This window comes from Mesorhizobium sp. WSM4814, assembly GCF_055811595.1.
Genome location: NZ_JBVVQT010000003.1, coordinates 23359 through 47990, shown reverse-complemented (window position 1 = coordinate 47990; position 24632 = coordinate 23359). Strand labels below are relative to the sequence as shown.

The 24632-nt window shown below is 61.7% G+C and carries 25 protein-coding genes; 16 read left to right on the top strand and 9 right to left on the bottom strand.

The window, feature by feature from the left end; genetic code table 11:
- The first annotated feature begins 32 nt into the window (after nt 1–32).
- Both mutY and AC0L2V_RS06680 read left to right on the top strand, forming a co-directional pair.
- Entirely contained in the window at nt 33–1169 is a 1137-nt protein-coding gene (gene mutY / locus AC0L2V_RS06685) for an A/G-specific adenine glycosylase (RefSeq protein WP_287299186.1), read from the top strand.
- A 46-nt stretch (nt 1170–1215) separates the two neighbouring features.
- Complete coding sequence (locus tag AC0L2V_RS06680) at nt 1216–1827, top strand: HAD family hydrolase (protein ID WP_473514673.1); 612 nt, start codon at nt 1216–1218, stop codon at nt 1825–1827.
- A gap of 73 nt (nt 1828–1900) precedes the next feature.
- Here AC0L2V_RS06680 and AC0L2V_RS06675 read toward each other — a convergent pair whose 3' ends face one another.
- Nucleotides 1901–2692: a transporter substrate-binding domain-containing protein gene (locus AC0L2V_RS06675; RefSeq protein ID WP_473519719.1), complete on the bottom strand. Its 792-nt coding sequence runs from the start codon at nt 2690–2692 to the stop codon at nt 1901–1903.
- 184 nt (nt 2693–2876) lie between these two features.
- Here AC0L2V_RS06675 and AC0L2V_RS06670 point away from each other — a divergent pair, with 184 nt between their 5' ends.
- A complete protein-coding gene (locus AC0L2V_RS06670; protein WP_287217479.1) occupies nt 2877–3089 on the top strand; it encodes a type II toxin-antitoxin system VapB family antitoxin in 213 nt (70 codons plus the stop codon).
- 236 nt (nt 3090–3325) lie between these two features.
- Here AC0L2V_RS06670 and AC0L2V_RS06665 read toward each other — a convergent pair whose 3' ends face one another.
- Nucleotides 3326–4459: a site-specific DNA-methyltransferase gene (locus AC0L2V_RS06665; RefSeq protein WP_023799298.1), complete on the bottom strand. Its 1134-nt coding sequence runs from the start codon at nt 4457–4459 to the stop codon at nt 3326–3328.
- A gap of 175 nt (nt 4460–4634) precedes the next feature.
- Here AC0L2V_RS06665 and AC0L2V_RS06660 point away from each other — a divergent pair, with 175 nt between their 5' ends.
- Entirely contained in the window at nt 4635–5324 is a 690-nt protein-coding gene (locus tag AC0L2V_RS06660) for an HAD family hydrolase (protein ID WP_473519718.1), read from the top strand.
- 38 nt (nt 5325–5362) lie between these two features.
- On the opposite strand, the gene AC0L2V_RS06655 is transcribed toward AC0L2V_RS06660, so the two are convergent.
- Nucleotides 5363–6037 (bottom strand): hypothetical protein, encoded by a 675-nt coding sequence (locus AC0L2V_RS06655; protein ID WP_027152380.1) that lies wholly within the window; start codon nt 6035–6037, stop codon nt 5363–5365.
- Nucleotides 6038–6163: 126 nt separating this feature from the next.
- Between AC0L2V_RS06655 and thrC the strand changes: the two genes are divergently transcribed.
- The 5 genes from thrC (at nt 6164) to AC0L2V_RS06630 (ending at nt 13055) form a co-directional block, all read left to right on the top strand.
- The gene (thrC, locus tag AC0L2V_RS06650; RefSeq protein WP_473519717.1) at nt 6164–7561 is read left to right on the top strand and encodes a threonine synthase; all 1398 of its coding nucleotides are present in this window, start codon (nt 6164–6166) and stop codon (nt 7559–7561) included.
- A 14-nt stretch (nt 7562–7575) separates the two neighbouring features.
- Complete coding sequence (locus AC0L2V_RS06645) at nt 7576–8868, top strand: M16 family metallopeptidase (RefSeq protein ID WP_023799302.1); 1293 nt, start codon at nt 7576–7578, stop codon at nt 8866–8868.
- A 15-nt stretch (nt 8869–8883) separates the two neighbouring features.
- Nucleotides 8884–9480, top strand: coding sequence for a GNAT family N-acetyltransferase (locus tag AC0L2V_RS06640; RefSeq protein ID WP_473519716.1), 597 nt, complete (start codon nt 8884–8886; stop codon nt 9478–9480).
- Between the two features lie 2 nt (nt 9481–9482).
- Entirely contained in the window at nt 9483–12371 is a 2889-nt protein-coding gene (locus AC0L2V_RS06635) for an EAL domain-containing protein (RefSeq protein ID WP_128245649.1), read from the top strand.
- A gap of 276 nt (nt 12372–12647) precedes the next feature.
- Nucleotides 12648–13055, top strand: a complete 408-nt coding sequence (locus AC0L2V_RS06630; protein WP_031254957.1) for a DoxX family protein — start codon at nt 12648–12650, stop codon at nt 13053–13055.
- 145 nt (nt 13056–13200) lie between these two features.
- Here AC0L2V_RS06630 and AC0L2V_RS06625 read toward each other — a convergent pair whose 3' ends face one another.
- Nucleotides 13201–14223 (bottom strand): oxygenase MpaB family protein, encoded by a 1023-nt coding sequence (locus AC0L2V_RS06625; RefSeq protein WP_091595955.1) that lies wholly within the window; start codon nt 14221–14223, stop codon nt 13201–13203.
- Nucleotides 14224–14357: 134 nt separating this feature from the next.
- Nucleotides 14358–14621 (bottom strand): DUF4242 domain-containing protein, encoded by a 264-nt coding sequence (locus AC0L2V_RS06620; RefSeq protein WP_091595957.1) that lies wholly within the window; start codon nt 14619–14621, stop codon nt 14358–14360.
- A 151-nt stretch (nt 14622–14772) separates the two neighbouring features.
- Here AC0L2V_RS06620 and AC0L2V_RS06615 point away from each other — a divergent pair, with 151 nt between their 5' ends.
- The 4 genes from AC0L2V_RS06615 to AC0L2V_RS06600 all read left to right on the top strand — a co-directional run bounded on the left by AC0L2V_RS06615 (nt 14773) and on the right by AC0L2V_RS06600 (nt 19096).
- Entirely contained in the window at nt 14773–15651 is an 879-nt protein-coding gene (locus tag AC0L2V_RS06615) for a LysR family transcriptional regulator (protein ID WP_473519715.1), read from the top strand.
- Between the two features lie 336 nt (nt 15652–15987).
- Entirely contained in the window at nt 15988–16431 is a 444-nt protein-coding gene (locus AC0L2V_RS06610) for a nuclear transport factor 2 family protein (RefSeq protein WP_473519714.1), read from the top strand.
- A gap of 409 nt (nt 16432–16840) precedes the next feature.
- Complete coding sequence (locus AC0L2V_RS06605; protein ID WP_473519713.1) at nt 16841–17629, top strand: class I SAM-dependent methyltransferase; 789 nt, start codon at nt 16841–16843, stop codon at nt 17627–17629.
- A gap of 441 nt (nt 17630–18070) precedes the next feature.
- Nucleotides 18071–19096, top strand: coding sequence for a transglycosylase SLT domain-containing protein (locus tag AC0L2V_RS06600; protein WP_473508697.1), 1026 nt, complete (start codon nt 18071–18073; stop codon nt 19094–19096).
- 152 nt (nt 19097–19248) lie between these two features.
- On the opposite strand, the gene AC0L2V_RS06595 is transcribed toward AC0L2V_RS06600, so the two are convergent.
- Complete coding sequence (locus AC0L2V_RS06595) at nt 19249–19857, bottom strand: YqgE/AlgH family protein (RefSeq protein WP_023799312.1); 609 nt, start codon at nt 19855–19857, stop codon at nt 19249–19251.
- 168 nt (nt 19858–20025) lie between these two features.
- Between AC0L2V_RS06595 and AC0L2V_RS06590 the strand changes: the two genes are divergently transcribed.
- From AC0L2V_RS06590 to AC0L2V_RS06580, 3 genes are all read left to right on the top strand, one after another.
- Nucleotides 20026–20832 carry a protein-disulfide reductase DsbD domain-containing protein gene (locus AC0L2V_RS06590; protein WP_473519712.1) on the top strand — a complete coding sequence of 269 codons (807 nt, stop codon included), beginning with the start codon at nt 20026–20028 and terminating at the stop codon, nt 20830–20832.
- A 121-nt stretch (nt 20833–20953) separates the two neighbouring features.
- On the top strand, nt 20954–21454 hold the full coding sequence (locus tag AC0L2V_RS06585) for a peroxiredoxin (protein WP_128179878.1): 501 nt from the start codon (nt 20954–20956) through the stop codon (nt 21452–21454).
- 117 nt (nt 21455–21571) lie between these two features.
- A complete protein-coding gene (locus tag AC0L2V_RS06580) occupies nt 21572–22051 on the top strand; it encodes a DUF2938 domain-containing protein (protein WP_473519886.1) in 480 nt (159 codons plus the stop codon).
- Between the two features lie 53 nt (nt 22052–22104).
- Here the strand turns inward: AC0L2V_RS06580 and rnhA are convergent, their stop codons facing one another.
- From rnhA to ispH, 3 genes are read right to left on the bottom strand one after another with little or no spacing between them, the layout of a single operon-like run.
- Nucleotides 22105–22638, bottom strand: coding sequence for a ribonuclease HI (rnhA, locus tag AC0L2V_RS06575; RefSeq protein ID WP_023799316.1), 534 nt, complete (start codon nt 22636–22638; stop codon nt 22105–22107).
- Nucleotides 22635–23597 carry a homoserine kinase gene (locus AC0L2V_RS06570; protein ID WP_023799317.1) on the bottom strand — a complete coding sequence of 321 codons (963 nt, stop codon included), beginning with the start codon at nt 23595–23597 and terminating at the stop codon, nt 22635–22637. The genes rnhA and AC0L2V_RS06570 overlap by 4 nt, the downstream gene beginning before the upstream one ends.
- 5 nt (nt 23598–23602) lie before the next feature.
- Entirely contained in the window at nt 23603–24613 is a 1011-nt protein-coding gene (gene ispH / locus AC0L2V_RS06565; protein WP_027152363.1) for a 4-hydroxy-3-methylbut-2-enyl diphosphate reductase, read from the bottom strand.
- Between the last annotated feature and the right edge of the window lie 19 nt (nt 24614–24632).

Here is a 24632-nt window from a genome sequence, read left to right as displayed (position 1 = left end):
CACCATACATCGGTTAGGCCAGTCCTCGATCAATGGCACTGCACGACCAGACCCGCAAGACCGCATCCTGCGACAGCGGCAAAGCCGCATCCAGAGACAGCGGCGAGATCGCGTCCCGCCTGCTCGCTTGGTACGACGGGCATCACCGCGACTTGCCGTGGCGCATTGCGCCGCGCGAGTTGGCACGCGGCATACGACCCGATCCCTACCGGGTCTGGCTTTCCGAAGTCATGCTGCAGCAGACCACGGTCGAAGCCGTAAAATCCTATTTCCGGGCCTTTGTCGAGAAATGGCCCGATATCGAGGCGTTGGCCGCTTCACCGACAGAAGACGTCATGAAGGCCTGGGCCGGACTCGGCTATTATTCCCGCGCGCGCAATCTCAAGGCCTGCGCCGACCTCGTCGCGCGGCAAGGCGGCAGGTTTCCGGATACGCAAGCTGGCTTGAGAGAGCTGCCCGGCATCGGCGCCTACACGGCGGCGGCGATCGCCGCGATCGCCTTCGACCAGCCCGCCGCGGTCGTCGACGGCAATGTCGAGCGGGTGGTTTCCCGGCTGTTTTCGATCGTCACGCCGCTGAGCGAGGCCAAGAGCGACATACGCACCTATGTCGAGCGCATGGTTCCAGCGACCAGACCGGGCGATTTCGCCCAGGCGATGATGGATCTCGGCGCGACGATCTGCACGCCGCGGCGGCCGCGCTGCGGGCTCTGCCCGCTGCGTGAGGATTGCAGCGCCATTATTTCCGGCGATGCCGAACGCTTCCCTGTCCGCCTGCCGAAGGGCGAGAAACCATTGCGGCGCGGGGCTGCTTTCGTTGCCGTACGCGGCGATGGCGCCATCCTTTTGCGCAAACGTGGGGATAAGGGCCTGCTCGGCGGCATGACCGAAGTGCCGACGACCGGCTGGACCGCGCGGATCGACGGCGGCACCACAGCGGCGGCGGCGCCCTTCCCCGGCAACTGGCGGCCAGCCGGGAAGATTGGCCATGTCTTCACCCATTTTGCGCTCGAACTCGAAATCTTCAAAGCGATGGCCGATGTCGCCGCCCCAGCGGGTCATTTCTGGTCGCTGGCCGACGAAATTTCCGGCGAAGCACTGCCCACCGTCATGAAAAAGGTAATCGAAGCAGCGATACCGGGCGCGACGAAGAAGCAGCGCGCACATTGAATCGCCCGCGTCGCCCCCATTTGAACCGCATTGAACGAGGACAAGAATGACCGAAATCCGCCACATCGTTTTCGACATCGGCAGAGTGCTGATCCACTACGATCCGAACCTGCCGTTCAGCCGTATCATTCCGGATGCCGAGGAGAGAAAGTGGTTTTTCGACAATGTCTGCACGCATGACTGGAACATCGAGCAGGACCGCGGCCGCACCTGGGAAGAGGCCGAGGCGTTGCTGATCGCCGAACACCCGGACCACGCCGAAAACATCCGCAACTTCCGCCGCCTCTGGCACGAGATGGTGCCGCACGCTTACGACGACAGCGTCCAGCTCATGGACAAGCTGATCGAGAGCGGCCACGACGTCACCATGCTGACCAATTTTGCGTCAGACACGCTTGCCGAAGCCCGGCAGCGTTTCGACTTTCTCAACCGCCCGCGCGGTGTGACCATTTCGGGCGAGATCGGCATGATCAAGCCGGATCGCGGCATTTACGACCATCACGTCGCCGCGTTCGGCCTCGAGCCCGCGGCCACGCTGTTCATCGACGACAGCCAAAAGAATGTCGACGGCGCCAAGGCGGCCGGCTGGCAGTCGGTGCTGTTCACCGACGCAAAGACGCTCGCGGCGGACCTCGATCGCCTGGGGGTCAGAGTGTGATCACTGTGACGGGCCTGACCGCAGTCGCTGAGAAGCGCGGTCCACGGCGCTGCCATTGGATCCGTCTCGCGCGCTACTTGACGTGTGAGGCGTAGATGCGATCGAACTCACCCGTCGCCTTGGCAAGATGCAACCATTGGTCGACATAGGCCTTGAAGACAACGGCACCCTCAGGAAGCATATAACCCATTTCGCCATATTGGAGCGGCTTCTCGGGGTTGATCGCGCAAAGGCCGGGGTGAAGTTTCTCCTGCAACTCGGTTTCGACCGATTCGGCGATCATGATATCGGCTTTGCCGTCAAGGATTTGGCGGAAGATCGTGACGTTGTCCGGGTAGATCTCAATTTTAGCGTCACCGAGTTTTTCACGGACGAATTTCTCATTGGTCCCGCCGGGATTAACAATCACGGTCACATCCGGCTTATTGATGTCGGCAATCGATTGGAATTTCGCCTCGTCCTCGCAGCGCGCAATCGGCGCCTTGCCGTTGACGAGATAGGGTTCGCTGAAGAACACCTGCTTCTGGCGTTCCAGGGTCACCGAAATACCGCCCATCGCGATGTCGCACTTGCCGGTCGTAAAATCGGCAAGCAATGTTTTCCAGGTAGTCGCAACGAATTCCGCCTCGACCCCTAGTGAGCTTGCCAGAGATTTTGCGATATCGATATCGATGCCCTGGTAGTTGTTCGCGGGCTTGTCATGAAAGGTGAAGGGCTTGTAGTCGCCGGTCGTACAGACGCGCAGCTTGCCGTTCTTGATAACCGCATCAAGCTGGTTTTCTGCGCCGGTGTTCTGCGCAATCGCCGGAGAGGCCAATAAACCCATGACGAGGGCGGCGACAAACGGCGAGGCAAGAGCTTTCATGGATCTGGTCTCCGATGGATAAGAGAATCGAACATTCGAGAAACGGTGGGCAAAGGTCAATAACTCTTCATAGGGGAATCGCTCGCGGTGATCCCTCCGAGGGCGGCTTTCGTTTGTGACGGCTTTGTGGGTCAGGAGCAGAATGTATATATCTTAGTCGAGTTCATACACATCGAGCGCAGCCATGCGAACCAACATTGAACTCGACGACAAACTGATCGCGGAGGCCATGGCCGCCTCCGGTCTCAAGACCAAGAAAGCGACGATTGAGGCGGCACTGCGCGCTCTGGTGCGCCAGCACCGGCAGGATACGGCTATCGCGGCCCTTGCCGGCGCCGGCTGGGATGGCGATCTTGAGGCCATGCGGGAAGGCCGTTCGCCCGATCAGCAGCGATGATCGCGACAGTCCCGTGTGAATCGGTCATCTCCGCAATACGGCCAGACCCGATGGTTCGTTACCTCGGTCTGCGATCTGCGACTTGCATGATCGTGAGATTCCAACCGACGAGCGCTGGTCTTCTCAGCACAGGTGTGTGTGCGGCATCAAGGAGCAACCCGGCGAAAGGACAGGCCAAGCGCGGTCCTGCTTCCCCCCGGAGACGATGTGCAACGAGACCTCTGTAGCGGTTATCGTCAGGCCCCTGCCCGCTCCATGCCGAGGCGGGCGATGCGGCGAAGCTCGTCGATCGGGGTCAGGCCGCCACTGCGCTCATAGTGCCAGAAGGTCCAGCCGTTGCAGGCATCCAGCCCCTGCACTTCCGCGCCGATCTTGTGGATCGATCCGGCGCTGCCGCCGACCGCCACAGTGCCGTCGGCGCGCACCCTGGCCGCCCAGCGCTTCTTGGCGTCGTAGAGCGTGGCGCCCGGCAGCATCAGCCCGGTGTCGATGAGGCTGACGAAAGCGACGCGCGGCTCGGCGCGCTTGCCGGTAAGCACGGTAAGCGCAGCGCCGTCCAGCGGCCGGACTGCATCGATGCGCTCGTTGGCGGCGTCGATATAGGCCTGCTCGCGCTCGATGCCGACGAAATGGCGGCCGAGGCGCTTGGCCACCGCGCCGGTGGTGCCGGAGCCGAAAAAGGGATCGAGCACGATATCGCCGGGCTTCGTCGAGGCCATCATGATGCGGGCGAGCAGCGCTTCGGGCTTCTGCGTCGGATGCAGCTTGTCGCCATTTTCGTTCTTGAGGCGCTCGGCGCCGGTGCAGATCGGAAACAGCCAGTCGGACCGCATCTGGATGTCGTCGTTCGACGCCTTCAGCGCTTCGTAGTTGAAGGTGTAACCCTTCCCCTTCTGATCGCGCGAGGCCCAGATCATCGTCTCATGGGCGTTCTGGAAGCGGCGGCCGCGGAAATTCGGCATCGGATTGGTCTTGCGCCAGACGACATCGTTGAGGATCCAGTACCCCAGATCCTGCATCTTGGCGCCGACCCTGAAAATGTTGTGGTAGGAGCCAATGACCCAGATGGTGCCGTTGGGCTTCAACACGCGGCGCGCCGCCAGCAGCCAGGCCCGGGTGAAGGCGTCGTAGACCTCAAAACTTGCGAACTGGTCCCAGTCGTCGTCGACGGCATCGACCTTGGACTGGTCGGGCCGGTGCAGATCGCCGTCGAGCTGCAGATTGTAGGGCGGATCGGCAAAGATCACGTCGATGGATTTTTCGGGCAGCCGGTCGAGCGCGGCGACGCAATCGCCCTTCAGGATCGTATCGAGCCATTCAGATTGCTGGGGAGCATGGGAAAGCTCGTCGAGAAGACGCACGGCAGACATTGTTACACCCAAAGCACGCGTTACTGTTTACTCCCTGTTATGGTTACCGATCAGCGTAAATAATCGGTGAAGGCCTGGGGTGCAGACCCCGGGTAATTTGCGAAGATCGGCCTGTTGGTGTATGCCGCGCCGCCTGAACCGTCCCAGCCTCCTCCCTCCCGCTTTCCGGATCGCTATGCCCCAGCCAGACCTTGTCATCTTCGATTGCGACGGCGTGCTCGTCGATTCCGAGATCATCGCCGCGCGCATCGAAGCCGAGCTGTTGACGTCGGCCGGCTACGAGATATCGGCCGAGGAGATTTCCGAAACCTATGCCGGGCTGACCTTCAAGGACATCATGATGCGGGTCGAGGAAAAATCCCGCGTCCCATTCCAGGCCTCGCTGATCGATCGCGCCGAAGACCTGGTCGACCGCCGCCTGCGCAGCGACGTGCGCGCCGTCGACGGGGTGCACGAGGCGGTCGCCGCGGTGACGGCGCCGCGCTGCATCTGCTCGAATTCGCGCACCGAGCGGATCGAATTCATGCTGGAGAAGGTGCATCTGCTGCCGTTTTTCAGCGGCCGGATTTTTTCCTCGCTGGAAACACCAAGCGGGAAATCCAAGCCGGCGCCCGACGTGTTTCTCTTTGCCGCGGCAACGCTCCAGGCCGATCCGGCGAACACCTTCGTCATCGAGGATTCCGTGCATGGCGTGACCGGCGCCAAGACAGCCGGCATGCGTGTGATCGGCTTCACCGGAGCAGCGCACAGCTATCCCGGGCATGCCGACGCGCTGACCGAGGCCGGCGCCGAAACGGTCATCCGCCGTTGGGCGGAACTGAAAAGCGTAATCTCCGCCCTGTCGGAGTGGTCGGCGGATGCGTGAAGCAGGCGTCCAATGGACGCGCAGATCCAAAGCCGCGGCTATTCGGCCGCGGCAACCTTCTTGTCGGTCTTCTTCGGCGGGCCTTCGTCATAGCCGGCGAACACCTGATAGTCCCGCGCGGTGGGCTCGGGAACGACAACGTTCGAATCGGTGAAGACGAACTGGGTGGCACTCGAGGGATTGGTAACCTGGACCTGATGTTGATGAAGCTGCGAGTAAAGGACCTCCTTGCCATGCATCACAGCGATACGGATCGGCATGGTGATGGTGCCAGGGCTGAACATCGGTCCCGGAACGACCTTGCCGGCGACGGCGATCTTCATCGTCAGCGAGCCGTTGGCGCGGATGCAGTCGCGGGTCACATCGGTGATCGAAGCCTGATAGACGATCTTGGCGGAATCATCCTGCTGGCCGCTGCTCGCGTCAAGCGCGGCAGCTTCTGCATCCAGGGTGGCGGCTTTTTTCTTGGGCTTTTGGCTGCCCTTGGCATAGGTGTTGAAGAAGGCGGTGCCGTCGCGCAGCGTCACTTTCGGACAATAGGCCAGCAATTGGCTGGCGAGAACCTTGGGGTCCGGCGGTGGTGGCGGTGTCGTGTCCTTCTTTCCGAAGCCCAGCATGCTACTGCCGCCTGATTGGCAGCCGGCGGCGGTAAGCATAAAGCCGGCGAGCGCCAGACCCGCGACAAAACGACCGTTAAATGTATGAAACGCCATGAACTGCACTTCCCTCTCGCAAAGCGGGTGACGTATATCAACCGCGCGGCAAAAATGCGACTGAGCAAGTACGGAAATTAACCACTTTGCCGCGGACATACCGCCCGGCAGCAATGGAACATGACGATGCGCTATGTGAGTACCCGCGGGGAAGCGCCCGTGCTTGGATTTTCCGACGCTGTGCTGGCGGGTTTGGCGCGCGATGGCGGACTTTATGTCCCTGAAACCTGGCCGCAGTTTTCGGCAGCTGAGATCCGCGCGATGCGCGGCCTTGCCTATCCCGACCTCGCCATCCGCGTGCTGTCGCCGTTTCTCGGCGGCGAGATCGCGATGCCGGTGTTCGAACGCCTGGTGCGCGAAGCCTATGCGACGTTCCGTCACGAGGCGGTCTGCCCGCTGGTGCAGACCGGCTCGAACATGTTCGTTCTGGAACTCTTTCATGGCCCGACGCTTGCCTTCAAGGACGTCGCCATGCAGCTTCTCGCCCGGCTGATGGACCATGTGCTTGCCGAACGCGACCAGCGCGCCAGCATTGTCGGCGCCACCTCCGGCGATACCGGCGGGGCCGCCATCGATGCCTTCGCCGGGCGCAACCGCACCAACATCTTCGTTCTTTTCCCGCACGGCCGGGTCTCGCCGGTGCAGCAGCGGCAGATGACGACGTCCATCGCCGCAAATGTCCATGCGCTGGCGGTCGAAGGCAATTTCGACGATTGTCAGGGCCTGGTGAAGGACATGTTCAACGATCACGGTTTTCGCGACCGGGTCTCGTTGTCCGGCGTCAATTCGATCAACTGGGCCCGCATCATGGCCCAGATCGTCTACTACTTCTCATCGGCGCTGTCGCTCGGCGCGCCCGACCGGCCGATTTCGTTCACGGTGCCGACCGGCAATTTCGGCGACATCTTCGCCGGCTACGCCGCCAAGAAGATGGGGCTGCCGATCGAGCGGCTGATCATTGCAACCAACGACAACGACATTCTGGCGCGCACGCTGTCGAGCGGCGAGTACCGCACGAAAGGCGTCTTTTCGACCACGTCGCCGTCGATGGACATCCAGGTCTCTTCGAATTTCGAGCGCTTGCTGTTCGAGGCGGCCGGCCGCGATGCCTCTACCGTGCGGCGCTACATGAGCGGCCTCAAGCAGTCTGGCGCCTTCACCATCGAAGCGGGCGAGATCGCCAGGATCCGCTCCGAATTCGACGCCGGCCGTTCGACCATGGACGAAGTCGCCGCCACGATCCGCTCGACGCTCGCAGCCAGCAACTATCTGCTCGACCCGCACACGGCCGCGGCCATGCACGTCGCGGTTGCAAGAGCCACCAATGCCGTACCCATGGTGGTGCTGGGCACCGCCCATCCGGCAAAGTTCCCGGCCGCCGTCGAAGCGTCCAGCGGCGTGTCGCCTGCCCTGCCCGCATGGCTAGGCGGGTTGATGACTTCAGAGGAAAAATACACGGTACTTCCATCCGACCTGAAAATGGTGGAAGATTATGTTAGCCGCCACACGCGGGCGGCAAATTAGGGAGTATCAGCTATATGGGTGTTGAGGTAAGCCGTCTGTCGAACGGCCTGACAGTCGCCACCGAAACCCTTCCAAGCCTCGAATCCGTCGCTCTTGGCGCCTGGATCAAATCAGGCGCCCGCAATGAGCGTAGCGAAGAGCACGGGATGGCCCACCTGCTTGAACACATGGCGTTCAAGGGAACCAGAAGGCGCAGCGCCTTCGAGATCGCCTCCGAAATCGAGGATGTCGGCGGCGAGATCAATGCCGCCACCAGTGTCGAGACCACCTCCTATTATGCCAGGGTGCTGAGCGACGACGTGCCCCTGGCCGTCGATATCCTGTCCGACATCCTGCAGGAATCCGAGTTCGACCCGCAGGAACTGGAGCGCGAGCAGCATGTGATCCTGCAGGAGATCGGCGCCGCACACGATACACCCGACGACGTCGTATTCGACCACTTCACCGAGACGGCCTTCCGCCACCAGACGATCGGCCGCTCCATCCTCGGCACGCCGGAAACCGTCAAATCCTTCACCTCGAAGCAATTGCACAAATTCATCGAACGGCAATATGGCGCCGAGCGCATGGTGGTCGTTGCCGCCGGCGACATCAAGCACGACAACTTCGTGCGCGAGGTCGAGAAGCATCTCGGCGGTTTCCGCAGCAAGTCCGACAACACCATGCCGCAATATGCGCAATATGTCGGCGGCGATTTCCGCGAGGACCGCGACCTGATGGACGCGCAGATCGTGCTGGGGTTCGAGGGCCGCGCCTATCATGTACGCGACTTCTACGCCTCGCAGGTCCTGTCGATGATCCTAGGCGGCGGCATGTCGTCGCGTCTTTTCCAGGAGGTCCGTGAAAAGCGCGGGCTGTGCTATTCGGTCTATGCCTTCCACTGGGGTTTTTCCGATACCGGCATATTCGGCGTCCATGCCGCGACCGGGCAGAGCGACATCGCCGAATTGGTGCCGGTGGTCATCGGCGAGTTGCAGAAGGTCGGCGAGAACATCCTGCAGGAGGAACTCGACCGGGCACGCGCCCAGTACCGTGCAGGCCTGATCATGTCTGCCGAAAGCCCAGCCAGCCGCGCCTCGCAGATCGCCCGGCAAATGCTTCTGTTCGGCCGGCCGATCGCCAAGGAAGAGCTGATGGAACGGCTGTCGGCGCTGACGGTCGAGCGGTTGACGGACCTTTCGTCACGGCTGTTTTCGACCAAGCCGACGCTGACTGCCGTCGGACCGGTGGGCACGCTCGCTCCCTATGAGGCGGTCCTCGAGTCGCTTTCGGGCACGCAGACCACGGCCCGAAAGCTCGCCGGCTAAGTCCATCAAAGCGTCATGTTCGCGCTCCCTTTCTTTCGCCGTGACCTGCCGGCACTGAAGGGTGACCGGGTCACGCTGCGCGTGCCGCTGACCAACGACTATCGGGAATGGTCGGTGCTGCGCGGGGAAAGCCGCGCCTTCCTGGAGCCGTGGGAGCCGCGCTGGAACCCCGACGAGCTCGACCGCACGGCCTGGCGGCATCGCCTCAGCCGCTATCGCGAAGACTATGCGCAGGGAACGGCCATAGCCTTCTTCATCTTCGACAAAAGCAACACCAAGCTTGTCGGTGGAATCACCCTCGGCAATATCCGCCACGGCGTCGCGCAAAGCGGCCATATCGGCTACTGGATCGGCGAGCGCTACAGCGGCCGTGGCCTGATGACCGACGCGGTCAAGGTGGTGACGCGCTTCGCCTTCGATACGCTGAGGTTGCACCGGATCGAAGCTGCCTGTATTCCCGACAACGCCCGGTCGATCCGCGTGCTTGAAAAAGCCGGATTCCGGCGCGAAGGACTTCTCCGATCCTATCTCAGGATCAACGGCATCTGGCAGGACCACTACCTCTACGCCCGGATCGAGGACGATCCGCCGGGCGCGGAAACGAAGGACTGATTTTGACGAATTTCCTGCGAATCGGGTCGTTGTTCGCCTTTGTGCTGACGGCAATCGTCGTGCTCTGCGCGGCGTCCTCGGCCTTCGCCGTCGAACCGATCAAGATTGCCCGAGACGATGTGGCGCTCGACCTTTCGGGCGCCGTCGAAATCTACCGCAACCAGGGCGAGAATTTTCAGGTGTCGACTGCTCCGGGACCGGACGGCATCGTGCGGCGCATCGAGGTCGAGGCCAATGATGCGCGCTCGACCGGCGACTGGGCGGTGTTCGCGCTTGCCAACACCACCGACCAGCAGCTCGACAGGCTGATCGTCGCACCGCATTTCCGGCTGGTGAATTCCGGTATCTTCTGGCCGGATCTCGGCTCGACCCGGATTGCCGCGATCACGCCCAGCGAGGGCTTCGCGCTTGACCGCCAGAGCAGCCCCGACGCTGATGTGTTCCGGGTGACGCTGAACCCCGGAACGGTGATCACCTTCATTGCCGAACTGGCGTCGCCCAAACTGCCGCAGGTCTATCTTTGGGAGCCGGAATCCTACAAGGATTCGGTCAATTCCTACACGCTGTTTCGCGGCATCGTCATCGGCATCGCCGGCCTCCTGGCGCTGTTCCTGACCATCCTTTTCGTCGTCAAGGGGACCTCGATGTTCCCGGCAACCGCAGCACTCGCCTGGGCGGTGCTCGCCTATATCTGCATCGATTTCGGCTTTCTCAACAAGGTCCTGGAAATATCGCCCGGCAACGAGCAGATGTGGCGGGCCGGAACGGAGGTGGCGCTTGCAGCGACCTTCGTGGTGTTCCTGTTCGCCTATCTCAACCTCAACAGATGGCACGGCCATTTCAGCTACGGCGCGCTGGTCTGGATTCTGGGGCTGTTGCTGATCGCCGGCGTTGCAATCGTCGACCCGGCGGTCGCCGCCGGCATCGCCAGGCTGTCCTTTGCCGCCACCGCGCTGACCGGCCTCGGCCTGATCATCTTCCTCGGCATACGCGGCTACGACCGTGCCATCATGCTGGTGCCCAGTTGGGTCATGGTGCTGTTGTGGCTATGCGGGTCGTGGATGGCGATCACCGGCATGCTCGACAATGACATCGCCCAGCCGGCACTGGGCGGCGGGCTGATCCTCATCATCCTGCTCATCGGCTTCACCGTCATGCAGCACGCCTTTGCCGGCGGTGCGCTGCATCAGGGCCTTTTCTCCGATCTCGAACGGCAGGCGCTGGCCGTGGCCGGATCGGGCGACACGGTGTGGGACTGGGACGTGATGCGCGACCGCGTCGTCACCAAGCCGGATGTCAGCATCCAGCTTGGCCTTGCGCCCGACAGCCTGGGCGGCGCTGCCCGCAACTGGCTGCCGGTACTCCATGCCGACGACCGCGACACCTTCCGTACGACGCTCGACGTGGTGCTCGAACACCGGCGCGGCCGGGTGTCGCAGAATTTCCGCCTGCGCGGCGCCGACGGGCACTATCACTGGTTTTCGCTGCGCGCCCGGCCGGTGATCGGATCGGACGGCGAGGTCATCCGCTGCGTCGGCACCATGGTCGACGTGACGGAGCAGAAGAAGTCCGAGGAGAGGCTGTTGCACGATGCCGTGCACGACAATCTGACCGGCCTGCCGAACCGCGAATTGCTTATGAACCGGCTGGAGGCGATCATCTCGATCGCGCGCACCGAAGAGAAGGTCCGTCCCACCGTCTTCGTCATCGACATCGACCGGTTCAAGCAGGTCAATGACGGGCTCGGCATCTCGGCCGGCGATACCATCCTGCTCACTGTTGCGCGCCGGCTGCACCGGCTGCTCAAGCCGAAGGATTCGCTGTCGCGCTTTGCCGGCGACCAGTTCGCGCTGATGCTGCTTTCCGAGCAGGACCCGGCCCGCATCGCAGCCGTTGCCGATGCCATCAAGCATGCGATCAACAATCCGATTACCTTTGCCAAGCGCGAGATCGTGCTGACCGCCTCGATCGGTCTGGTCACCTGGACCTCGGCGCAGAGTTCGGCCGAGGACATGGTCAAGGACGCCGAGCTTGCCATGCACCAGGCCAAGCGTTTTGGCGGCGACAGGATCGAACCGTTCCGACCCGCCTTCCGGACCGTCGGCACCGACCGGCTGCAGTTCGAGTCCGACCTGCGCCGCGCCATCGAACGGCGCGAATTCACACTCGCCTACCAGCCCATCGTGCGGCTGGAAGACGGCAGTGTCGCCGGCTTCGAGGCGCTTTTGCGCTGGGATCATCCGCGTCGCGGCATGATCCCGCCAGGCGATTTCATCCCGGTCGCCGAGAGCTGCGGCCTGATCGTGCAGCTTGGCTTGTTCGCCATGCAACAGGCCGCCGAAGATCTGGCGGGATGGCAAAAGCAGATCGGCGACGCGCCGCTGTCGGTTTCGGTCAACCTGTCCAGCCGACAGCTCATCCGCCGCGATCTGGTCAGCGACGTCCGCTCGGTGATCGCGCGGGCCAATCTGAAGCCGCGCTGTTTCCGGCTCGAGCTCACCGAATCGCTGGTGATGGACAATCCCGAGCAGACAGCCCATGTGCTGAACAAGCTGAAGAAGCTTGGCATCGGCCTGTCGCTGGACGATTTCGGCACCGGCTACTCATCGCTGGCCTATCTGACGCGCTTTCCCTTCGACACGATCAAGATCGACAAGAGCTTTGTCGACGACACCACACCGAAGCGCGCGGTGCTGCTCAAATCGATGGTCAACATGGCGCATGAACTCGGCCTTTCGGTCGTGGCCGAGGGCATTTCGGACGAAAGCGATGCGCTCGAGCTGCGCCAGATGGGCTGCGAATATGTGCAGAGCTTCATGTTCGGCGCGCCGATGCCCGGCGATCAGGTGCTGAGGACGCTGAAGGAACAGTATCCGCTGACCCGGGCTTGATCTTGTTCATGTCGTTGTCCCAAAACCGCTGCCCTTTTTGAGCGGCATGAGCCTGGCGATTGGCACCCGCTGGAGCGCATCGGCAAGGTCTCAGCTCCCGCGGCTCGGCACTCCATCAAAAGTACGACCGGCGGTCACGCGACTGTGAACTGGGAGTATTGGTTTACGGCTCGCGCTGTGCATCATACCGACTTCGCGAAATCGGTGCGAAGAGCTGACCCGCTGATAATTCAGCCTGCTGCCCGGAATCACCGGGTCATGATGGAGGCCCAACTGATGAATTTCGACAAGATTTCTGCCTGGGCTCCGGTGTGGTTAAGCGTCGTGAGGATCATGTCGGCGCTGCTGTTTCTGGAGCACGGAACTCAAAAGCTCTTCAATTTTCCGCCCGCTCCCGAGCCGATGCAACTGTCGGGGCTTATTGTGATCCAGGCATTGATCGAGCTGATCGGAGGCGCGCTGCTTGCCCTCGGACTCTTCACCCGGCCCGTCGCGTTCATTCTGTCCGGCAACATGGCGGTCGCCTATTTCATGGCGCATGCGCCGCAAAACTTCTTTCCGGTTGTCAACGAGGGCGACTCGTCGATCCTCTACTGCTTCATTTTCCTGTACTTCTTTTTCGCGGGAGGCGGCGCGTGGAGCGTCGATGCGGCTCGTCGCGGGACCGGCCTCGCGACGCCCTGAACAGGATCGCGAGGGAACTTGCTGGGCGGCTACCAGCGGAGCATGTCCGACAGCCTGCCAGGTCGAAATGATAGGAAGTTCCGGCTCCGCTGATCGTCGCTTTCGGGCCCTTCACTGGACATTCCCCAACACGAGATACGCGCCCTTAGGGCGGCCATTGCCGCACTTTTAACCCGTCGCTTTCCCCTATGCGGGCATCAAATCCCGCATGATCGCGACCGTGCTGCTCGTGTCTAGGTGCCTTCTGTCGGCGATAGAGATAGTTCTCGGGAAGACCGAGGCGACGGCACGACTGGACGGCCGGAGATGAAGGGAGCACGATGCGCTCGCAGATTGCAGCCGTCGTCTTCACAAAAGCACGCTCCCACGGCTTCAACGTCCAGTGGTCGCCGAGTGCCAACCGCTTGCGGACCCAGCGGGGCAGGATCTCGACAGCCGCCTTCAGAAATGGCCGCTGAAGCGGTTGAGCCATTCCTGGCAAGACGGGAACGTCTTCCATGATCTGCAGGAATTCCAGGATGATCGGCGATGCGACGAGTCTTTGCCTCATCGCGTCGAACAGCGCGTAAAGCTCGGCCTGCGACGTGGGCGCGTCAACCGCACCATAGAGAAGCGCGACGGGGCGAGCCTCGGCGAACATCGCATCCCGTTCGAAAAAACGCAGTCGATGCACATAGACGTGATAGGCCTCCATGAAGCCAAACCCGGCCGTCGCTTGCACCCAGTCCAGCAACTCCGGGTCGGTGGCGTGGTATGGCTCACCTTCGCTGGTTCGGCCTGAAACGCGCCCATGCATCCTGACCACGCCTTCAATCATGGCCTTGGCCTTGGTCCGGGGACCGTAGACCGTGACCAAGGCGGCGAGGCCGGTGCGCCGTAATCGTCGGAGCGCGTCGGAGCGGAATGTGCTGTGCTGCCAAATGGCGTCGCGAACCCGCGGCTCTGCCAATTCGAGCAACACCGCGGTAGCCCCGCCGATGAACAGCGCAACCGGGTTCTTGAAAATACGCCACGACACCGAGTTGGGCGGCAACAGCGCCGGCTCGCCCTGCGGGGTCGAGAAGTCCATCTGAGATCCGAGCCGCTGGCGCATGAACGACAGCGCAAGGGTGTCCACACGACGCTCAAGCAGGCGAGGCAGAGGAAGGGTGCCCGAATTGCCAAACATGCTCCGACTCTCCTGGCGGATGCAGCACGAACGTCTTGGCCCTTCCGTCGTTCCAAAGATTCAAACTGGCGCGCTGCATAACTCCGCAAGAACACCGGGCCCGGACAGCCATCACGAGCCCGGTCGCGCCGGCCCTATGGGGTAAGATCGAGCGCCGGCACGATTCTGTGATAGGGCAGCCCCGCATCGTCGTTTAGACGCTTCACGTCGACATCGGAGGCAGCGTCAAACAGGCACATGCAGCGCCCGTCCTCCGGTGCGAAGGTCGAGCGCAGATAACTGATGTCGGTGCCGTTGGAGGTCATCTCGGCGGCTTTGCTGATCGCCGCCTTCTGCGCATTTCCCAGAGCTTCCATGCTGATGCCCTTGAGGTCGCGTTCCACCATGTAGACAGTCATTTCCAGATCTCCTCCTGTGAAAAGTGACCACAGGAGTTGAACGCAGCTGCGGGCGAAAGAGAACGACATTTTTTCTATCGATCGATAGCCGACAGTTATCGATGAAAGGATTACAATGTCGTTTCGTGGAACCGCCTCGGGAGGGCTCGCCATGGAGATGTTTCAGGTCCGCTACGTGCTTGCCGCCGCGAAGATGCTGAACTTCACCAAAGCCGCCTCCGATTGCAACGTGTCTCAGCCGGCGCTCACCAAAGCGGTCAAGACGCTCGAGGATGAGCTTGGCGCGCCCTTGTTCCACCGCGAGGGAAAGCGCGTCCTCCTGAGTGAGTTCGGGCGCTCCATTCTGCCGCATCTTCAGCAGATCATGCAGGAGGCCCACGCAACCAGAACGCTTGCCGACAATTTCAGGCTGCTCAACCAGGTGCCGATCCGCCTCGGCGTCATGTCGACCATCGGCCATGTGAAACTCGCCCGGTTCCTCGCAAAGTTCCAGCGCGACTATCATGGCGTCGAGCTTGAAGTTAGCGAGGCGAGCGTTCAGGAACTGAAAAACAGGCTCGAGCAAGGCGATCTCGATGTTGCCGTTCTCAATCCGCTGGAGGGATTGGGAGCGGCGTTCCGCGTCCATGATCTCTACAGTGAGCGTTACGTCGTCGTATTCGCGCCGGATCATCGGCTTGCGAGCCTCAATGCAATCAAGTTGGTCGATCTCTCTCAAGAACCCTATGTCGATCGTCTGTCCTGCGAAATGCGGGACCTGGTAATGGGTGCGTGCCGGGAAAGAAACGTCAGCCTTTATGCCCGCTTTCGTTCCGAGCGCGAGGATTGGATCCAATCAATGGTGCTGGCGCGGATCGGCTTCGCCTTCATGCCTGAATATTCGGTGACATCGCCTGAACTTTTGCAGCGTCCGCTGATCGAACCCGCGGTGGCACGCACGGTGTCCCTGGCTAGCATTCCCGGCCGGCCCTATAGCCCGGCGACGGCGGCAATGGTCCGAGCTGCCCAGACGTTCGATTGGCCAGGCTAGGCGTTTAGCGCTGAGGCTTGAGCTTTGCTGATAACCTTTCGGCCGCTCGGCCCACGTGGCACTCGTCGTGCACGATCGCAAACAGAACGAGGAGGTTGAGATCAATCCTGTTCAGCATGTCGATGAAATCATATCACTGGATTCAGCATCATCGAAGTGCGATCTCCTGAGCAAGCGGAGCAGCGCAAGGCGCGCTTCGCATCGGAAACAGATGCAGGAGCCACCCGCATGCCAGTATCACGACGTTCCCTTCTCGCCGCAGCAAGCGCTGGCGTGGCATTGTCAGAAGCTGCAAGATTAACGAACGCCTCGGCACAGGCTCTTGCGGAGCCTGCCATGGACCAGACGGTTGCCGATCTCGTCGAGCGTTCTGCGGAAGCAAATTCGGCGCTGATGCGCGGGGAGATAACGAAGTACTACGAGGTGATCCCACATACCGGGGACTTCCTGCTGATGTCTCCATTCGGCGGAAAGCCCACGCGGGCTTCTGAACTGACTGCGGAGCGGATCGAGGCGATGGGCCGCTTTTTCAAGAACGGGACCTTCGAGCACGAACTTCTTCAAACCTATGGTTCCGCCGACATGGTGGTCCTCGCGATCATTGAACGCCCGCATGTCGAGGTCGGCGGTCTGCCGGCCCAGGATTGGCCGCTGCGGGTTACCTTGGTCTATCGCCGCGAAGAGGCGGAATGGCGCCTGGTGCATCGGCACGCAGACCCCCTGGTCAAGGGCGTGAGTCTGGAGCAGGCGGCGGCCCTTGCACGCGGCGAAGCCGCGTGATGCGAAGAGTGTTGCCATCCCGACGGAGCGCTCTGGCTGAAGGTCCAAAGCCCGCTGAAGGGTTTTCGCTTCTCGTCGACGCAGAACGTCATTCTATGGCGCCAGACGTGGCCCGACGCGCCTTGCGAGCACCTGTTGGTGCCGGTGGAGTAGATCTGCCATAGTCATGCGCCCTGCTCGCTACAGACGGTTGAAAACGGCTGAAAGCAACGCCTGAAGTCAGGGCCACGTTGCCGAGCCTGGTCGCGCCTTTCGGATCCTCGAAACGCCAGGCGCGGACCCTCATTCTTCGGCCGCTTCGCCTATGCGAGCCTGACTGCCCGAAAGCCGCATAGATTGTTCAGGTGCGATGGGTCCCGTTGGATCTAGCGCGGGTGAAGGGTCACAATGGTCGGATGGAAACTACGCAATGAACCAGGTAAGTTTCCCGGAGATGTACGAGCGGTGGCTCGTCGGCCCTCTCTTCCGTCCATGGGCCGAGATGGCTCTTGACGAGTTGGAATTGTCTTCAGGCGATCGCGTACTCGATATCGCTTGTGGAACAGGAATAGTGGCGCGCGTTGCAAGAGAGCGGCTCGGTGGAGCCGGATTTATCGTCGGTGTCGACGTCAGCGCGGACATGCTTGCCGTGGCGCGGGCTGTAGAACCAGCCGTCGACTGGCGCCAGGGCAATGCCGGCGAGTTGCCTCTGCGTAGTGGTGAGACGTTCGACGTGGTCGTCTGCCAGCAAGGACTGCAGTTCTTTCCTGACAAACCCGCGGCGGCGGCGCAGATGCGTCGCGCGCTGACGAAGGGTGGCAGGCTGGCAATCGCCACGTGGCGCCCGGACGACGAAATCCCGTTCTTTCGCGACCTGCGCCGCGTCGCAGAGCGCCATCTGGGCGCCATCGCCGATCAGCGGTACAGCTTCGGGGAAGCGGCTCCACTTGAGGCGCTGCTGCGAGACGCCGGCTTCCACGAGGTCCGATCGAGGATTGTTTCGCGCACCATCCATTTCGGGGAAGGCGTACCTTTCCTGCATTTGAATACGATGGCGCTGGTCGGGATGAGTTCGTCAGCCAAGGAATTGGGTGATCAGGAACGCAAGCGCGTCGTGGAGGCGATCGTGAGCGGGAGTGCGCCCGTGCTGCAGCCATACACGATCGGGTCGGGACTGGCCTTCGAGCTCAGCACCAATCTGGCGACAGCCAAAGGCTAAATGATCTCTCACCAGCTGCGGACTCGTTCGATCGTGTATTGTGCCGAGAATGGCTGCTCATTCACAATCTGCCGTTCGAGAACCGAAAGGATTGCCCGGCTGCGGTCGAGGGCAGACCACCTCAGGGAAATTTCTGCTCGCGATCGAGAGGCTTCACAAGCAACGCATCGGCTACGCAGCGCTCGATTAAAACCAGCTTGTTTTACATTTCGAATTATTTTGCCGCACTGTGGCCATTGTGCCGCCATTATCCATGACTAGTTGAATGAAGCACTGACCGTTCTTCTTGTCTTTTTCGACGTTGACGGCTCAACGTTGGAAATAGACCTGTCCCAAAATATCTGGGCGGCTAGACAAGGAACGGAGGGGGACCTGGCGTCACTCCAAAGAACATTTGAATTCTTTGCTTGCGGAGCCTTCGTCCTTTCGGGCGGACGGCCTTTGTCGAAAAGGATGGCGGGGCTTGGCCTGGCGGCGACCGTGGCAGCCATGCCATGGCCGGTCTATTCGGGAGTCCTGGTCAACGGCGTGACCGAAGCCGCGGTTGCCACTGCTGTTCCGTTCTCGGCTCTGAGTTTTCCCTCGGCCGCGCCCGAGTTCGACATCATCGATCCAGACACCATATCGACCTCTGGACGCGAGGGAGAACGCACGCTGGCCCAGGCATTGAAGGGCACCGTCTCCATCCTTTCCCAAGGCGCGGAACAGATCGTCCTCGGCATGTCGATGCACGAGTTCGGCGAGTACAAGGTGTCGCAGCACATCGCCAGCGAAATCCTTCGTGCAGCCAAGGACACCCAATTTCCTGCCGACACGCTTTTTGCGATCGCCGAGAAGGAATCCTCCTTCGACATCAACAATCGCCCGTCTAAAGGGTCGGCGCTTGGTCTTATGCAATTCCTCGACCAGACATGGCTCGAGGCGGTGAAGAGGTACGGTGCAGAATTCGGCCTGGGCGACGAAGCGGAACTGATCCGGACCCGCCCCGAGGGCAAGCGCGAATACCATTTCGTCGAGGACAAGGCCGAAGAACAGCGCATCCTTGAATTCAGGCGCGATCCCTATCTGTCGGCGGCACTTGCGGCCAAGAACCTTCTCGCGGCCAAGCAACGCATCGAAGCTCGTCTTGAGAAGGCCATGGATGAAAGGGATCTCTACCTCCCCCATTTCCTTGGCACCAACGGGGCAGCAGCGCTCCTGTCGAATGCCGATGAGAAGCCCAATGCCACGGCCAGCACAATCTTCCCCAAGGCGGCACGCTTCAATATTGCGATCTTCAAGGCCGAGGGAAAACAGCTCACCGTCGGCCAGTTTCACCAGCGCCTGCGCTCCTTCCTGGAAGCCCGCATCGGCAAATACAGCGATGTCGAAACGCGCGTGAAACAGGCTGACCTGTCCTGGACGTCGGGTTTCGAGAATCTCGTCTACGATCTGGGCAAACGGCTGGCGATGGCAATGCGGCGGTAACCAGCCAGGTATAGGGTTTTCACTTCTAAAGCGCGTCGCGTTGATCGGCCTCACGCGACGCGCTTTAGGTTGTCGTTTTATGCATGTCGCTATCGCAAAACCGCTACACACCCACGGGTCAAGCCCGAGGGCATGCTTTTGCGCGACATGCATTAGGCGTGACCGGCGGCCAGGCTGAGATGCGCGAGGTCGATACCGATCGAAGCGAGTATCCGGTCGTATTTGCGCTCGATGTCGGTATCGAACAGAAGCTCCGCATTTGCCGGGCAGGTCAGCCAACCGTTCTCGGCGATTTCGCTTTCCAGCTGACCGGCGCCCCAGCCCGAATAGCCGAGCGCCATCAGCGCGTGCCGAGGCCCGCGGCCCGACGAAATGGCGCGCAATATGTCGACGGTCGCGGTCAGGCAAATGTCGTCGGAGACGGCCAGCGACGATTCCACCCGGTAGTCGCCCGAATGCAGGACGAAGCCGCGGCTGCGGTCCACCGGTCCGCCGTTGCGGACGACGAAGTCGCGGGCCTGCGCGGGCAAGCGGATCGCCTCCTGTTCGTTCATGATGCCGAGTTGCACGAGCAGATCCGGAAACAGCATCTGCTGTGTCTGGTTGATGACCAGGCCCATCGCGCCTTCGTCGCTGTGCGCGCAAATATAGATGACGGAGCGCGTGAAGCGGTCGTCCTTCATGCCGGGCATGGCAATCAGGAACTGGTCGTCGAGAAAGCCGCGTCCCGCAGCCATCTTCTTGTGGCGCAACAAGTCCATGCGGGGAGCGTAACGCGTTTCTGGAGCGCCGAAAAGATGCGCCGCGCGCGATTTGGTCGCAGATGTGCATCCAAGACACGCAAAGCTGTGCCCGAGGTCACGCAAATATGATAGCAGCGACGCCATGAAGTCATTGCGCAGCCATGAACGGACGCTCAAATCACCGCCATGCAAAGCTTGAAAGTCCTGCTGCTCAGCGCCGCTGTCGGATGTGGAACCGGTCTTCCCGCCGCAGCCTCCTCGTCGATCTGGTACGAAAGCGAAGGCGGCAAAGTACGCCTTGTGACCAGCGGCAAGCCCGACACAGCCGGACGCATCCATGGCGTCCTCGATATTTCGCTCAAGCCTGGCTGGAAAACCTACTGGCGCGACCCGGGCGACGCGGGCGTGCCGCCGCAAATCGATATCTCGGCCAGCACCAACATTGCCAACGCGACGTTTTCGTTTCCACCACCCCAGCGCCACAACGACGGCTCCGGCAAATGGGCCGGCTACGACCATCCGGTTTCGCTGCCGGTAACGTTCACGCTGTCGGCGCCGAACGAGCCGGCCGTCATCGTTGCCGATATCTTTCTCGGAATTTGTGAGACGATCTGCATCCCGGTGCAAACAAAGTTGACCATCGATCCGGGCTCCGATCCGGACAATGTCGAAGACGCCGCTTTGGTGAAGGCGGCGCTTGCAACGCTGCCTGCTCCCGCAAGACCCGATTTCGGCGTCAAGATCCTGCCGGGCGACCGCGCGACACTGATTGTCGAGGCGAGCTTTCCGGGCAATCCCAAAGCAGCGGATTTCTTCGTCGCCGGCGAGCGGGACTACATGTTCGGCGTGCCGGCCCGCAGCGAAAAGGACGGCAAGCTGGTGTTTACCGTGCCGATCCTCGACAGACCGACGACGACGCCGACGGATGGCGGACTTTACTACACGCTGACAACTGCGGCCGGCGCCGTCGAAGGCCTGCTGCCGTTCCCTTGATCCCCAGCAAAGGATGTTCAGATCGAACATCCCTTGCTCCGGCCACCCCGACAGTTGCGGGAAACGGCTGAATTCGCTATCGCAAGGACACTCCCTTCCATTTGTCAAAACGAGGACCACGATGATGATTGCCGTTGGCGACAAGCTGCCCCAAGCGACCTTCAAGACGATGACTGCCGACGGCGCAAAAGCGATCACGACGGCCGAGATTTTCTCGGGAAAGAAGGTGGTGCTGTTCGCTGTTCCCGGCGCCTTCACGCCGACCTGCTCCAACAACCATCTGCCCGGCTTTCTGGACAATTACGACGCCATCCTGGCGCGCGGCGTCGACACCATCGCCGTCGTCGCCGTCAACGATGTCCACGTGATGGGCGCCTGGGCCCGCTTCAGCGGCGGTGAAGGCAAGATCCTCTATCTTGCCGACGGCAATGGCGATTTCGTCAAATCGATCGGTCTCGACGCCGACCTTTCCGGCGGTGGCATGGGGCTGCGCTCGAAGCGGTTTTCGATGATCGTCGACGACGGCAAGGTCGCCGCGCTCAATGTCGAGACAAAGCCTGGCGTTGATGAATCCGGTGCTGCTCACATTCTCGGACAGCTTTCCGTTTTGGCGACAGCATAGGCCGAGGTTGCCGCGGTCCTTTGGCCTGACGATCGCGCTCGTTTCGGCAGCCGCGCGTCCAATTGGGCGTGCAAAGAACGCTGTTCGGGAATTGCCTGCTTTTAGGGGACCTCAATGATGTTTGACCACTTCTGGCGCGCTGTGGCGATCGGCATCGGCGCCACGGCGCTCATGGACCTCTGGGCGATTTTCCTGAACACGGTGTTTGCTCAGCCTCGGCCGAACTGGGGACTGGTTGGTCGCTGGGTCTGGCACCTGAGGGACGGCAAGGTCTTCCATGACGATATCGGCGAGGCAGCACCCTATGCGCATGAATCGGCGCTGGGCTGGGCCTTCCACTATTTTGTCGGCATCGTCTACGGCATCGTTTTGGCCGTTTTGGCGGGAGCGGCGTGGATGGCCGCGCCGACCTTCCTGCCGGCCTTCATCCTCGGCATCGTCACCGTAGGCGCCGGCTGGTTCCTGCTGGCGCCCGGCATGGGCGCCGGCTGGGCCGCGTCAAAGCGCCCCAACCCGATGCAGATCCGCGCCCTCAACCTCGTATCGCATACTGTGTTCGCGCTCGGACTTTTCGGCACAGCGCTGCTGATCCGCTGAATATGGCGGACCAGACTGGTCAGTAGTCCAGACTGGTCACTAGCCCAGACTGGTCAGTAGCTTTGGGTCGAGCGGCGCAGTTTCCTGGCTGCCGGCTGTTTGGCTTGGGTGTTTTCCCCAGCCGAAACGGGCGCGGGCCTGGCCGTCTTGTTCTTGAACGGCGCCATGCCGAGCCGCGCCAATTCGTCGGCACGCTCGTTCTCCGGATGGCCGGCATGGCCCTTGACCCAATGCCAGATCACCTGATGACGGTTGCGGGCCTCGTCGAGCGCCTGCCACAGTTCGGCATTCTTCACCGGTTGCCTGGCAGCGGTCTTCCAGCCGTTGCGCTTCCAGCCGTCGATCCAGCTGAAAATGCCGTCCTTGACATAGTTGCTGTCGGTATAAAGATCGACCGCACAGGGTTCTTTCAGCGCATTGAGCGCCGAGATGGCGGCCAAAAGTTCCATGCGGTTGTTGGTGGTAGCAGCCTCGCCGCCCGACAGTTCCTTCGTGACGCCCTTGAAGCGCAGGACAGCCCCCCAGCCGCCAGGCCCCGGATTGCCCGAACAGGCACCATCGGTGAAGATTTCAACGCGCTTGGTCATGTCAGTCCGTATTCGGAAGGAGATTTGATCGCCCGGTGAAAACGCATACGCCTGATATATTCGGTCGGATCGCGTTTCACGACCAGCCCGCCATTGGCAATGATCAGCCAGTCGTAAAGTCGGGTCAGCATGAAGCGCAGTGCCGAGCCGCGCGCCAGCATCGGCAGCGCAGCTTTCTCTTCGCCGCTCAAGGGCCGCACGCTTTGGTAGCCGGCAAGCAGCGCCGTGCCCTTGGTCAGGTTGAAGGAAAAATCCTTCTCGAAGCACCAGGCATTGAGGCAGGTAGCGACATCATAGGCGTAGAGATCGTTGCAGGCGAAATAGAAGTCGATCAGCCCCGACAGTTTCTCGCCGAGGAAGAAGACATTGTCGGGGAAAAGATCGGCATGGATGATGCCTTCCGGCAGGCCGTTCGGCCAGTTCCTCTCGAAATCGGCGAAGTCGGCATCGACCTCGGCCGCCAGTCCCGGCTCGACCTCGTCGGCGCGAGGGCGAGAGGCGCTCCACAGCTTGCGCCAGCCATCGATGGCAAGGGCATTCGGACGGGTCATCGGAAAGTCGGCGCCGGCCAGATGCAGCGCCGCCAGCGCCTTGCCGACCTCGCCGCAGTGCGCTGATGTCGGCCGCCGCAGCGAAACGCCTTCGAGGAAGGTGATGATGACCGCCGGCCGGCCGGCAAGCGTTCCGATGACGTCGCCATCATGCGCGGTCACCGGAAGCGGGCAGGAAATGCCCTTCCTGGCGAGATGGCTCATGAGGCCGAGGAAGAACGGCAGGTCGGCCTTGTCGACGCGCTTTTCGTAGAGTGTCAGGATGTAGGAGCCGCTGGTCGTGTGCAGCAGGAAGTTCGAGTTCTCGGTGCCTTCGGCTATGCCCTTGTAGGACAGGAGATCGCCGACTGGATAGGCCTTGAGGAACGCGCCGAGCTCGCCTTCGTTGACGTCGGTGTAGACCGCCATGAACCTTACGCGGCCCCGTTTACGAAAGCCATGTCGGCGGCCGTCAGCTCGACGTCGCGCAGCACCCGCATCACCGGAAAATCCTCGGTTTCCGTCGCCGTCACCGCCAGCTCGATGGTTACGTCGAAGCGCTGCCGGAACGCATCGATGATCTCGTCGACGATGATTTCCGGTGCCGAGGCACCTGCCGAAAGACCGAGCGTCGAGATGCCGGCGATCTCGGTCCATGGAATTTCGGAGGCGCGCTGCACCAGAAGCGACATCGAGGCGCCGGCGCGTTCGGCCACTTCGACGAGACGCCGCGAATTTGAGGAGTTGGGAGCGCCGACGATCAGGAAGAGATCGGCACCCGCGGCGGTCTCCTTGACCGCTTCCTGGCGATTGGTGGTGGCGTAGCAGATCGATTCCGCTGCCGCCGCATGCAAATCGGGAAAACGATCCTTAAGCACCCGAATGATGCCGGCGGTGTCCTCGACCGACAACGTCGTCTGGGTGACGAACCCGAGCGCCTGCGGGTCGGCGGGCACCAAATTCGCGGCGTCGGCTTCGGTCTCGATCAAGGTGACGGCGCCGTCCGGCAACTGCCCCATCGTGCCGATCACTTCCGGGTGGCCGGCATGGCCGATCAGAAGCACATGACGGCCGAGCCGCTGATGGCGCATTGCCTGCTTGTGGACCTTCGACACCAGCGGGCAGGTGGCGTCGAGATAGAAGAGGTTGCGCGCCTGGGCGTCCGCCGGCACCGACTTCGGCACGCCATGCGCCGAAAAGACGACCGGGCTCTGACGATGCTCAGCCGGTATCTCGGAGAGCTCCTCGATGAACACCGCACCGAGGCTTTGCAGCCCCTCGACGACGTAGCGATTATGGACGATCTCGTGGCGAACATAGACCGGCGCGCCATATTTCTTCAGCGCCAGCACGACGATCTGGATGGCGCGGTCGACGCCGGCGCAGAAGCCGCGCGGCTGGCAGAGCCTTATCGTCAGCGGTGGCTTTGTGGTCGTGTGAAGCATGATTCCCGGCCGGTTGGTC